11 protein-coding genes are annotated in these 11994 nt (G+C 71.9%); 4 read left to right on the top strand and 7 right to left on the bottom strand.

The features are described from left to right. Positions 1-247: 247 nt before the first annotated feature. Together eccD and ACQPXB_RS04155 are read left to right on the top strand one after the other, a co-directional pair. On the top strand, positions 248-1615 hold the full coding sequence (gene eccD, locus ACQPXB_RS04160; RefSeq protein ID WP_366575768.1) for a type VII secretion integral membrane protein EccD: 1368 nt from the start codon (positions 248-250) through the stop codon (positions 1613-1615). Between the two features lie 8 nt (positions 1616-1623). Next, on the top strand, positions 1624-3285 hold the full coding sequence (locus tag ACQPXB_RS04155; RefSeq protein ID WP_432849556.1) for a S8 family serine peptidase: 1662 nt from the start codon (positions 1624-1626) through the stop codon (positions 3283-3285). Between the two features lie 65 nt (positions 3286-3350). Here ACQPXB_RS04155 and ACQPXB_RS04150 read toward each other — a convergent pair whose 3' ends face one another. Genes ACQPXB_RS04150 through eccB form a run of 3 tightly spaced genes read right to left on the bottom strand, consistent with a single transcriptional unit; the run spans position 3351 to position 6489 of the window. Next, positions 3351-4466: a WXG100 family type VII secretion target gene (locus ACQPXB_RS04150; protein WP_432849554.1), complete on the bottom strand. Its 1116-nt coding sequence runs from the start codon at positions 4464-4466 to the stop codon at positions 3351-3353. Continuing rightward, positions 4463-4792: a hypothetical protein gene (locus ACQPXB_RS04145; protein WP_432849552.1), complete on the bottom strand. Its 330-nt coding sequence runs from the start codon at positions 4790-4792 to the stop codon at positions 4463-4465. Before ACQPXB_RS04145 ends, ACQPXB_RS04150 begins: the two co-directional genes overlap by 4 nt. A 53-nt stretch (positions 4793-4845) precedes the next feature. Next, positions 4846-6489, bottom strand: coding sequence for a type VII secretion protein EccB (gene eccB / locus ACQPXB_RS04140; protein ID WP_432849550.1), 1644 nt, complete (start codon positions 6487-6489; stop codon positions 4846-4848). Positions 6490-7089: 600 nt separating this feature from the next. Here eccB and eccE point away from each other — a divergent pair. Both eccE and ACQPXB_RS04130 read left to right on the top strand, forming a co-directional pair. Further along, positions 7090-8274: a type VII secretion protein EccE gene (gene eccE, locus ACQPXB_RS04135; protein ID WP_366575778.1), complete on the top strand. Its 1185-nt coding sequence runs from the start codon at positions 7090-7092 to the stop codon at positions 8272-8274. Continuing rightward, positions 8271-8990: a hypothetical protein gene (locus tag ACQPXB_RS04130; RefSeq protein WP_326568117.1), complete on the top strand. Its 720-nt coding sequence runs from the start codon at positions 8271-8273 to the stop codon at positions 8988-8990. Before eccE ends, ACQPXB_RS04130 begins: the two co-directional genes overlap by 4 nt. A 58-nt stretch (positions 8991-9048) precedes the next feature. On the opposite strand, the gene ACQPXB_RS04125 is transcribed toward ACQPXB_RS04130, so the two are convergent. From ACQPXB_RS04125 to rplQ, 4 genes are all read right to left on the bottom strand, one after another. Further along, positions 9049-9723 (bottom strand): alpha/beta fold hydrolase, encoded by a 675-nt coding sequence (locus tag ACQPXB_RS04125; RefSeq protein ID WP_432849547.1) that lies wholly within the window; start codon positions 9721-9723, stop codon positions 9049-9051. A gap of 139 nt (positions 9724-9862) precedes the next feature. After that, complete coding sequence (locus ACQPXB_RS04120; protein ID WP_432849545.1) at positions 9863-10492, bottom strand: class I SAM-dependent methyltransferase; 630 nt, start codon at positions 10490-10492, stop codon at positions 9863-9865. 11 nt (positions 10493-10503) lie between these two features. Then, positions 10504-11340: a tRNA pseudouridine(38-40) synthase TruA gene (gene truA, locus ACQPXB_RS04115; protein WP_432849543.1), complete on the bottom strand. Its 837-nt coding sequence runs from the start codon at positions 11338-11340 to the stop codon at positions 10504-10506. Between the two features lie 73 nt (positions 11341-11413). Continuing rightward, a complete protein-coding gene (gene rplQ, locus ACQPXB_RS04110; RefSeq protein ID WP_366575784.1) occupies positions 11414-11989 on the bottom strand; it encodes a 50S ribosomal protein L17 in 576 nt (191 codons plus the stop codon). Between the last annotated feature and the right edge of the window lie 5 nt (positions 11990-11994).

Genomic DNA, 11994 nt, shown 5'->3' with positions numbered 1-11994 from the left:
GGCACCTCGCCCGCGAACCCGTTTCCTCTGATCATCGGAGTGTACGACCCACCACCGACAGCGAGGGCCCGAATCGACCGATCCCACCTGGTCGCGCCGCCCGTCCGTCGTCCGGCCGGTGTACTTTCGCCAGGGATTTTCGGACAGTCGATGATCCCGGCGCCAGGGTTCGGTATAAGTTCCCCCGGGAGCTGACTCTTCAGAGCGGGGGCATCTAGTGGCAACGGGCACGACGGTATTCAGCAGGGTGACGGTGGTCGCACCGAACACCCGGATCGACGTCGCGCTACCGGCCGACGTCGCGGTGGCCGACCTGCTGCCGATGCTGCTGGAGATGGCCAAGGAGACCTCACCCGACGGCGGCGCGCGCCACGGCGGCTGGGCACTGGCCAAGCTGGGCGACGCCCCGCTCGACCCGAGCCGCACGCTGGCGTCGCTCGGCGTCGTGGACGGCGAGCTGCTGCAGCTGCGCAAGCGCAACGAGAACCCGCCGCCGCCGCTGTACGACGACGTCGTCGACGCCATCGCCGAGTCGACGCCCGACAGCTTCCGCCCGTGGACCAAGGAGACGGCGCGCCGTTTCGGCCACGTCGCCGGCGGCCTCGCACTGTTCATCTCCGCGCTGGCGCTGTTCATGAGCGGCTCGCTCTACGGCGGCAGCTCGCTCGGCGCGGCCATCGCCGGCGGCCTCGGCGCGATCGCCTGCGTGGCGATCGGCGCGACGCTCGCGAAGGCCTACCAGGCCGAGGCCACGGGCGTGCTGATCGCGGCCGCGGGCGGCCTGCCGCTGGCGTTCGTGAGCGGCTTCTACATCGTGCCCGGCCTTTCGGTGCGCGCGAACCTGTTGCTGGGCGCGGTGCTCGTGCTGATCGTCTCGGCGGTCTGCATCCTCATCATCGGCGCCGGCATCCGCGTTTTCATCGCTGCGGCCACGGCCGGCGCGTTCGGCGCGATCGCGTTCCTCGTCGCCACGCTCGTGCCCGGCGCCACCACGGCCGGTGTGGGCGCCGGCGCGGTCGCCGTGTCGCTCGCCTGCATCTCGATCCTGCCGCGCGCCACGATCTGGCTCGCGAAGCTCCCGCTGCCGCACGTGCCCAGCACCGCGGAGGAGCTGAAGGAAGACTCCGGTTTCCCGGACTACCAGGCCATCGAGCAGCGCACCGCGATCGCCCACGACTACATGACCGGCCTGATGATCGGCTGCGGCGCCACCACGGCGGTCTCCGCCGTGATCGCCGCGACCGCGCCGGGCTACTTCGGGGTCATCCTCGGCGTGATCGCCACGCTCGTGCTGCTGCTGCGCGCCCGCGCGTACGCCAACGGCGCGCAGGCCATCGCGCTGCTCACCACCGGCATGGTGTCCGCGGCCGGCATCCTCGTCGGCTGGCTCTTCGCCACGACGGCGGAGTTCCGGCTGCTGTACGTGTTCGGCGCCCTGATCGTGGTCGCCGCGGGCTCGCTCGTGGTCGGCGTGATCTTCCCGAACCAGCGCTTCTCGCCGCCGCTGCGGCGCACCGTGGAGATCCTCGAGGCGATCTGCATCGCGGTCGTGCTGCCGCTCGCGCTCGGCGTGATGGACCTCTACACGACGCTGCGCCACCTGAACCTCAAGTGAGGCAGCAGATGCGCGCGCGACGTCCGCTCGTCCGGCGGCTCGGGATCGGTGGCCGCACGGGTGTCGTCCTGCTCGCGGCCGGGCTCGGGGTGCTGTCGCCGTTCGCGGTCGTCTCGCCCGCGTCGGCACAGCAGGACACCGGTGCCGCGGGCACCTGGGCCACACCGCCGCAGGTGGACGAGACCGTCCTGCCCCCGGACACGCACCAGCCGGACAAGACCTACACGAAGAAAACCCAGTGCGTGCAGCGCAGCCTCGGGCAGAACGTCGAGATCAAGACGATCCCATGGGGCCAGAGCTACCTGCAGCTGGACAAAGCGCAACAGATCGTGCGCGCGGCGACCAACAGCGTCGGCGGCGGCATCAAAGTCGCGGTGATCGACACCGGCGTCACGCCGCACCCGTGGTTCCAGAGCCGGGTCGAAAGCGGCGGTGACTACGTCGCCAAGCCGGACAACGGCCAGCCGGACGGCTTGCAGGACTGCGACGGCCACGGCACCGAGGTCGCCGGCATCATCGCGGGCAATCCGCAGGACCCGAAGGTCGGTTTCATCGGCGTCGCGCCCGACGCCACGATCGTCTCCTACCGACAGCTGAGCTCCAACTACGCCGCGGACCAGAACAGCTCCGGCAACAGCGGTGGCGATGCGGGCAGCCCGCCCGGCAGCAACACCGGACAGCCGCCCGGCAACAGCGGCAGTCCGCCCAGCGGCCAGAACGGCGGCCAGCTCCCGGGCAACAGTGGCGGGGGCGGCCAAGTCGGCGGCGGTACCGCTCCCGAGCAGGACGACAAGGGCGACACCCGGCAGCTGCAGAAGGAAGGCACTGCCGGCACGCTGCAGACGCTCGCGGAGATCATCCGCGGCGTCGCCGACAGGGGCGACATCAAGGTCATCAACATGTCCGTGGACCACTGCCGCGCCGCCGACGGCACCGGCAGCATCCAGACGGGCGAGCAACAGGTTCAAGCCGCGGTGAGGTACGCGGCCGACAAGGACGTGGTGGTCGTCGCCGCCGCGGGCAACGTCTCCGACGACTGCCCGCAGAACGACCAGCCCGACCCGAACAAGCCGCGCTCGATCGTCACGCCGCCGTGGTTCGCCGACGACGTGCTGTCGGTCGGCGCGATCGACGAGACCGGCGGCGTCGCGTCGTTCAGCGTGCACGGGCCGTGGGTCGGCGTCGCCGCGCCGGGCACCGACATCGTGTCGCTCGACCCGGCCGAGGGCTCCACAGGCCTGGCGAACCTCACGATCGACGGCACCACGCAGTCGCCGATCCAGGGCACGAGCTTCGCGGCGCCGTACGTGGCCGGGGTGGCCGCGCTCGTGCGCTCGATGTACCCGCAGCTCAAGGCGCGCCAGGTGATCCAGCGCATCGAGGCCACCGCGCAGCACCCGGCCGCGCCGGGCGGGCGCGACGACTTCGTGGGCTACGGCGTGATCGACCCCGTGGCCGCGCTCACCGCGAACCTGCCCAACGACGTGGGCGAGCTCGCGAAGCCGAAACCCGTGGTGCAGACCGCGGTGCTGCCGCCCGCCGACTCGATGAGCTCCACGCCGATGATCGTGGCGCTGGCCGGCACCGGCGGTGGCATCGTGGCGCTGCTGATCACGCTGTTCGTGATGCACACCATCCGGCGCAACCGCCCGACCGGCCCACCGAGCTGAGCCGCACCCGTCCGAAGACGCTGAAGGGGCCGTACATCGCGGAAAAGCGGTGGGGGCCCCTTCGGTCAGTTCTGGGGTTTCTTGGCCTTGGCGGGCTTCTGAGGGTCCTCCCCGATCACGGGCGGCGTGACCGGCGCGGGATCGCCCAGGAGCTCGGAAGGCTTGGCGGGCGTGCGGTTCTTGGCCTGGCGCGAGCCGCCACCGCCGCCGCCCATCCCGCCGCCGCCCATGCCCATGCCGCCCATCGGCATCATGGGCATCATCGACATGCCGCCGGACTCGTTCGCGGCGGCCAGCGCGGGCGCCGGGGCGAGGCCTTCGGGTCCGATCGGCGGCACGCCCGCCTGGCCCGGGGTGAGCCGAGGGTCGGCGCCGGTTTCCTTGCCCTGGTGGGGTTCCTCGGCCGCGGACGCCGAAACGGAGTCGTCGGCCGACGGTGTCGTGGCGTCGGTGTGGGTCGCTGCGGCTTCGGTGTGCGCCACACCGGTGTGAGCCACGGCCTGCTGAGCCGCGCCGTCCTGCGTCGGCTGCTCCGATGTGGACGGCCCCGCGGTGCCCGTCGACGGCTGCTGCGCCGGCGCGGAATCGCTTTCGTGCAGCCGGAACTGCTCCTGCGGGTAGTGCTGGCGCACGGCGATGCTCGACTGCTCCCCCGCCGGTGCGTCCACGCCGTTGCACAGCTGCGCGAAGTGCTGCAGCACGTCCTCCGCCGCGTCGTACAACGACTTCACCGACTGCTCGGTCTCGCGCAACTGCGCGCGCGAGCGGCTGACGCCACCGACGGGCAGCATCGCCGACTCCGACAGCAGGTCGGCCGAGTCCACGAGCACGTCGGTGGCGTCGCCGACGATCTTGCGCAGCGATCCGGCCAGCTCCTCGAGCGCGCCCGCCAGCTCGTCGAGCGCGTCCTCGACGCCTTCGCTCGCGGACCGGATTTCACCCAGGTAGGTGACGAACGCATCGGCGTCGTCACCAGACCACGACGCGTCGAGCCGGCCGAGCTCGTCGGCCAGGTCGGCGGACACGCCGCCGGCCGTCTTCGCCGCGGTGCGCAGGCGTTGGGCTTCCTCGTCGAGCTCGGTCCAGCGGCCGACGAGCGGCCGGTAGTACGTCTCGACGGGGTCGGTCACGCCGAGCTCACCCGCGAGCTCGGACACGAACGTCAGCGACGGCTCCGTCACGTCAGCCCCCCGGCCCGCTTGATCTGCTCCGCTGCATCGGCGTCGCGCTGCGCGTGGCCGGCGGTGAGCTGGTCCAGCGCCTCCGCGGCCGAACGCAGCGCGGCCGCACCTGCCTGCAGCTGCTGCCGCAGCGCCCTGGCCGCCCGCGCGTACGACTGGTCCAGGCCGAGGCGGCCACCGAGCTCGCCGTACGCCTCGGCCGTGGTCGCTCCCGCGCCGACACCGCCCGCGGCTGTGTCCAGTTCGTTGGCGGCCAGCGCGACCTTGGCCGCGTAGCCGCCGACGACTTCGCCGTCGATGTTCAGCGCGTTGTTCCCCGCTGCCACGACATCCCTCCGCTCACCCGACTGTCTTCGAGTGTGACGGACGCGAACCCGCTTCAGTTCCCCGCCGGCTGCCCGGCCTGCTGGTTGGTCGGCGAGGAGAACGAACCGGCGTTCGGGTCGATCGGCACGGAGTCGAACTGCTTCATCACGTTCTGCGTGTTCAGCGACGAACCCGTGGGCAGCAGGCCGATGATCGACTCCGGCGCGGGCAGCGCCTCGGTCAGGCCGAGCGCGCCGGCCGTCGCCTGGTCCGGCACGCCGTAGCGGAGGCCGCGGTCGCTGATCAGCTGGATCGGGCCCTTGAAGAACGTCGCGCTCGACTCGGTGGCCGACTGCACCACGGCGCCGAAGCCCGGCGGCATGTAGAACCCGGTGATCGGCAGGCCGTTCGGACCGGTGTTGCTGATGCTCTGGACCTTGCTCGAGCCGTCGGCGTTCGTCGTCTCGGCCGGCAGGCCCTTGCTCACGTACACCGAGGTGTGGGCCGCCTTCCGGTTGCTGTCGAGCGACCAGCCGAGGCACGCCACCGGCGAGCCCTGCGTGGCGTCGAGCACGACCGGGGTCTGTTCGGGGTAGTTCTCGACCTTCACGAACCCGGGGTCGGTGGGCTGCAGCCGGCGGACGTTGTTGATCTTCTCCAGGCCGAGGTCGGTGATCTTGCTCCCGCCGCCGTTCTTCGCCACGCGCACGATGTCGGCGACCGCGGACGAGACCTTCTGGATGCCGTCCTGGGTGATCAGCCAGAACTCCGTCGGCGCACCGGACGGGCTCGTGGAGAACACGTCGCCGACGGTGAGGCCGTCGAAGTCCTGCGGCGGCGTCTCACCGGCACCCGGGACGACCGGCGGCACCAGCTTGCCGACGTCGGGGATCGCGTTGAGGAACGCCTGGGAAGCCTTGCGCGCCTTGGCCGGCAGCTGCAGCGCCGCCCGCACCGGGTCGTTGTCGCCGAGGTCGACTTCCGCGCGCACGGTGTTGGCGTCGGGCCGCGCCTGCGTGGCCTGCAGGCGGTAGATCAGGTAGGTCTTGCCGTCGTCCGCGCGACCGAGCAGCGCCTGGCCCCGGGCGAGTTCCGTGCCGACGTTCGCGACGCCACCGATCACGGTCGTGTCGGTGCGATTCACGCTGTCGGGTTGCGGCAGCCGCGTGTCGAGCGCCACCTGATCGCAGACCGCCCAGTTGGGGGAAATGCGCTGGGTGATATCGGGCAGAAGTTGTGGCCCATCGGGAATGCCGGTCAGCTTCTCGCGCGGAATATTCTTGAGCTGTTCATCGGAGACGACGGTCGGATTGACGGCCGCGGCCGGCGCGGTATTCGCCGGAGGCTGCGCTCCGCCTTGTGCGCCTTGTCCTTGCTGCTGCGTCTGCGCAAGAAGGATCAGGCGCGCGGAAGCGAGGTTGAACGTAGGAATCAGTTTCTGCGGATTGCCCGTGACCACGTAAACGGTGCCGGACTGCTCACCGATCACGATGCCGCCCGACGCGGGTACCGACGGAGCGGGGCTGAGCAGGGCGATCAACACGAAAACGACCGCACCGAGCACACCGAGGATCACCCCGACGACGGTCGCCCGCGAGTGCGTGCGCATCGGGTCGTGGAGCATCACCGCGTCGCGGCGGACGAGCGCCGACTGCATCCGGCGCATGACGAACTTGTAGGCCTGAACCTGTGACTTAGTCGTGGGTGTTGATGGCATTCTCGACCTACAGTCCTCCCCGTCGCGGTACGGTTCCGCAGGATAGCCGTACGGGGACCGTCTGGTGTGGGGTTTCTACCAACTCAAGCTAGGGTCGGATACCTCGGGACCGGCTTTCCGGGAACGTAGCACTCACGAGGGGAAGAGAACGCGCGGATGTCCGTCACCACGCCTCCACGTCCGCCAGGGCCCCCCGGGCCACCGCCGCCCGGAGGACGTCCTCCGGGCCCGCCGCAGCGGCCGGGCAGAGCAGGCGGACCGGGTGGACCTGGTGGCGTGCCGGGCGGTCCTGGCGGCCCCGGCGGAGTCCCGCGTGGCCCCGGAGGCCCGGGCGGTCTCGGTGGACCCAGCGGACCCGGCGCTCCCGGCCCCCGTGGCGGCGGTCCGGGTGGTCCCGGAGGACCCGGCGGTCCGGGTGGACCCGGTGGCCCTGGAGGTCCGGGGGGACCTGGCGGGCCCGGTGGACCTGGCGGCGGTTCCGGCGGTCCCGGTCCTGACGGTCCCGGTGGCTCGCCGCAGGGCGGTGGCACCGCGACCGCGACGCGTCTGGCCCCGCCTTCGCGTCAGCGTTCCGGCGGCATCAACCTCGGCCCCCTTCCCGTGTCGAACCTCGTGCTCCTCGAGGTGGGTGTCGCGATCGGACTCGTGCTGCTCGCCATCAACACCGACCAGCTGAAGTACATCGCCATCGGCGTCGCGGCCGTGTTCCTCATCTTCGCGTTCCTGCGCTGGGGCGGACGCTGGTTCACCCAGTGGCTCGGCCTCACGTTGCGCTACCGCTTCCGTTCGCACGACCGCATCGCGACCCCGCCGCCGCCCAGCAGCCTCGAAGAGCTGGCCGCCGAGAACACCACCGTGACGGGCCCGGACGACGCGCGCGTGAACCTGCTGCGCCTGGCCGTGCCGGACCTCGTGGTGGCGCACGGCGTCGACCACGAGCGCCAGCAGGTCGGCCTCGCCTGGAACGACGGCACGTGGACGGCGGTGCTCCTCGTGGAGCCGACGCCCGCGCTGATCACCCAGGCCGGCGGTGCGCCCAGCCTGCCGCTGTCGGCGCTCGCGCCGTGCCTCGAGGACCGCGGTGTGGTGCTCGACTCGATCCAGATGATCTGGCACAGCTACCCGGGTTCCGCGGCGCTGCCGTCGGACTCGCCGGCGCTCAGCTCGTACATGGAGGTGCTCGGCCCGCTGCCCGCGGCGGCCCGGCGCACCACGTGGATCGCGATCCGCCTCGACCCGCGCCGCTGCCCGGAAGCGATCCGGGAACGCGGTGGCGGCGTCGTCGGCGCGCACCGCGCGCTGATCGGTGCGCTGTCGCGCGTGCGCAACGCACTGGAGTCGCAGGGCGTGCCGACGCGGCCGCTGGACCCGGACGAGCTGCTGCGCGCCAGCATCTCCGCCGCGGAGCTCACGGCCGTGGCGGGCTCGTCGACGAAGGTGACGCTGCAGGAGAGCTGGACGGGCGTCACGGCGGCCGGCATCGGGCACTCCAGCTACGCGATCACGAGCTGGCCCAAGGGAAAGATCACCGGCAGCCTCGACGCGCTCACGAGTGTGCGCGCGCTGTCGGCCACGGTCGCCATGTCGATTTCCCCCGCCGCGGACGAGGGCCGCATCGGCCTGCGCGGCGTGGTGCGCGTGAGCGCGCGCAACCCGCGTGAACTCGAAGCCGCCGACCAGCGGCTCAAGTCCGTTTCGGAGCGGCTCGACGTCGACCTGACGCCGTTGCGGGGTCTGCAGATCTCCGCGTTCGCCGCCACCCTGCCGATCGGAGGTACGGCATGAGCACCCGCCTTCGCGACGCCGGGCAGAACCCCGGCGTGGCCCCGGAGTTCACCGTCGACCCCGCGATGCTCGACGCCATCAGCCCCTCGGGCGACCGCGGCGGCATCGTCCTCGGCTCGGGCCTGAAGGGCGAACCGCTCACCATCTCCGCCCTGCGCTCCGCGCCGACGCGCATCGTCCTCGTGGGCGGGCTGTACCTGGCCCGTCAGGTGGCGCTGCGCGCGATGGCGGTGGGTGCGTGGGTGGTTGTGGCCACCGGGCGCCCCGCGGCCTGGCAGGTGCTCTCCCAGGCCGCCGGCAACCGCGACGGCCGGCCCTCGCCGCTGGTGCAGATCCGGCGCCTGTCGCCGGTCGAGCTGCCCCGCCCGTCCGAGGACGCGCCCCTGCTCGTGGTCACCGACGGCGGCCCGACCCCGCAGGACCTCTTCCCGCCGCGCTCCCCGTGGCAGACCACGGTCTACGTCCTGCCGTACCTGCACCCGCAGGCCGGCGCGACGGCCAACGCCGCGGATCTCGTGCTGATGCAGCGCCTGCCCGCCGGCCAGGCCGAGCTGGCGGCCCGTATCTGGCGCCTGCCGCCCCAGATGATGCGCCAGCTGACCACGCTGAAGGACGACCAGGTCGTGGCGCTGGGCCGCAACCTGTGGCGTCCGCTGCGCCTGGTGACGACGCAGAAGGAGCAGCAGCTGCTCGGCCCGGTGCGCCGGGGCGACTGAGCCGGTTTTCGCTTGGGTGAAGGCCTCCTCGACGGGTTCGAGGAGGCCTTCGCTGTGTTCAGATCAGGAGCTCGGCGACGGCACCCGGGGCTTCCCGCATCGCGTTGTGGGCGATGGGGAGGTCGTGGACGTGCCAGCCCGGATCGGCTTCGAGCCGGGCGCGGAGTCCGGCGAAGGGGGTGCGGTCTTCCCAGCCGGAGCAGTACACGAAATCGCGCCGGGGCACCCGATCGACGGCGCCGGTGAGCCGGATCGCCTGCACGAGGGAGGCGAGGGGGTGGGGACGGCGACGGGGATCGCCGCCGTGCGGGGCGCGGAACGGTGGACGGACGGCGTGGCCCGTGTCAGCCGCACCGGCCACGAACGCCTGCCGATAGCCCTCGGTGGTCAACGACCAGCACGACTCGCCGTCGCGCGGAACGTAGGCGTCGAGATGAACCAGCCGGGAGACACGCCCGCCCGCGCGGTCGGCAGCGGCGGAGATCACCATCCCGCCGTAGCTGTGGCCGACCAGCGTCGCGTCGGTGATCCGGGCGCGGTCCAGGAGGCTCACGACGTCCTCGGCGTGAGTGTCGAGGTTGGCGCTCGCAACCGTCGCGGCGTCATCGTCGGGCCGCAATCCCGTCAGGGTCAGGGCGTGGACGGTGTGCCCGGCCCGTTCCAGCAGCGGGACGACCGACTCGAACGTCCAGGAACCGTGCCACGCACCGGGCACGAGGACGAACGTCGCCATGGCAGATCTCCTTCTGGGCTCGCGATGGGGAACCACACCAGGTCATCACCCCCATGGCGTGGCTCACCACCGATAAGCCGCCTCTTGATGCCCGTTCGCCGCCAAGCTCGGTATCCGGCTCCGGCAGGCCGCGAGTGCGCTAGCGGTGCGCCAGCAGGTGCGCGTCGAGGAAGCCGCGCTCGGATCGCGGGTCGTGGACGAGGCGGGCGGACTCGGTGAGGCCGGCGCTGGTGAGCAGCTCGGCGAAGTGGTCCACCGGCCAGCTGTAGGCGGGCGCCACTTTGTGGTCGAAGCGGACCGGCTCCGGGGCGTCGGTCGCGAAGAACGAGACGAGCGCCAGACCGCCGGGCGCCAGGACGCGGGTGAGCTCGGCCAGGAGCGCGGGCACTTCGGCCGGCGGGGTGTGGATCAGGGAGTAGTGGGCGACCACGCCGCCGAGGGAGCCGTCGTCGAGCGGCAGGGCTTCCGTGCGGGCCTCGTCGAAACGCAGCGCCGGGAAGGACGTGCGGGCGTGTTCGACCATGCCCGGCGAAAGGTCGAGGCCGCGGGCGGCCAGCCCCTGGTCGGCGAGAAGCGCGGTGATGTGTCCGGGGCCGCAGCCGATGTCGGCCACCTGCGAATTCTCCGTCGCGGCAACCAGTTCGGCGAAGGTGCGGACCATGGTCCGCGTGAACGGCATCGTCTCCAGCGTCCGATCGGCGAAGAGCGACGCGTACAGCTCGACGACGCCGTCGTAGGCCGCCCCGGTCTGATCCTGGTGCTCCCCCATGGGGAGAGAAGCTACAGGTCCTCGGCGGAGCGGACGTTGCGCGTCTGCTCGGCACGCGCGGCGAGTTCCGCGTCCGGCGGGTAGTCCACGGCGGTGAGCGTGAGGCCGTGGGCCGGGGCGACGGCGCTGTCCCGCGTGCCGCTGGAGAGCACCTCGGCGGGCCAGGAGCGGGGGCGGCGGCCGTCGCCGACCATCAGCAGCACGCCGACGAGGCTGCGGACCATGGAGTGGCAGAAGGCGTCGGCGGAGACGCGGACTTCCAGCAGGTGCTCGTCGAGCCGGGTCCACTCCAGCTGCTGCAGCTCGCGGATCGTGGTCCCGCCCTCACGCTGCTTACAGTACGCGGCGAAGTCCTGCAGGCCCAGCAGGTCCGCGGCGGCCTCGTTCATGGCGTCCGTCGACAGTGGACGGCCCCAGGCGAGGGTGTCGTTGCGGCGCAACGGGTCAACGCCCCACGGCGCATCCGAGACGCGGTAGCGGTAGTGGCGGCGGATGGCCGAGAAGCGGGCGTCGAAGCCCGCCGGGGCGACGCGGGCGCCGAGCACCCGCACGTCGGCGGGCATCAGCTTGTTCCAGCGGCCCGTCATGCGCGTCAGGTCCGGGATGCCGTGCGCGTCAACCGGCACGCGGCCGGGAGCATTCGGCTCCAGCGGGACGACGTCGACGTGCACGACCTGACCCGTCGCGTGCACGCCGGCGTCCGTGCGGCCCGCCACGACCACCGACTTGGGCACGGACGCGCCCGGAGGCTGGCGCTGCAGGGCCGCCTCCAGCTCGGCCTGCACGGTGCGCCGGCCGGGCTGGCGGGCCCAGCCCGAGAAGTCCGTGCCGTCGTAGGAAACGTCCAAGCGCAGACGAACGAGCCCGCCCTCCCCGGAGGGAGTGGCGGGCTCGTCCGGTGTCGACTGTGCCGTCAGGACTTCAGTCCTTCTTGGCGTCCGCGTCGTCAGCGGCAGCCTCGTCGGCGGCGGCCTCCTCCGAAGCAGCCTCCTCCGAAGCCGCGGCCTCGGTGGTCTCCTCGGCCGGAGCCTCGGCGACGGCCTCGTCAGCAGTGGTCTCCTCGACCACGGCGGTCTCGGCCGGCTTCTCGTCCTTCGCGAACTTCGTCTTGCGAGCCCGCTCGGCTTCCGACGTCACGGTCTTCTCCGCGACCAGTTCGATGACGGCCATGGCGGCGTTGTCGCCCTTGCGCGGCATCGTCTTGGTGATGCGGGTGTAACCGCCGGCGCGCTCCGCGAAGTGCGGACCGATCTCGGCGAAGAGCTTGTGCACGACGTCCTTGTCACGCACGACCTTCTGCACCTGGCGACGGTTGTGCAGGTCGCCCCGCTTCGCCTTGGTGATCAGCTTCTCGGCCAGCGGGCGCACCCGGCGGGCCTTCGCCTCGGTCGTGGTGATCTTGCCGTGCTCGAACAGCTGCGTGGCCAAGTTGGCCAGGATCAGCCGCTCGTGCGCGGACGACCCGCCGAGCCGGGCTCCCTTGGTAGGGGTGGGCATTGGTT

It is taken from the genome of Amycolatopsis sp. CA-161197, from assembly GCF_050942255.1.
GTDB lineage: Bacteria > Actinomycetota > Actinomycetes > Mycobacteriales > Pseudonocardiaceae > Amycolatopsis.
This window is presented reverse-complemented; position numbering and strand designations above follow the sequence as displayed.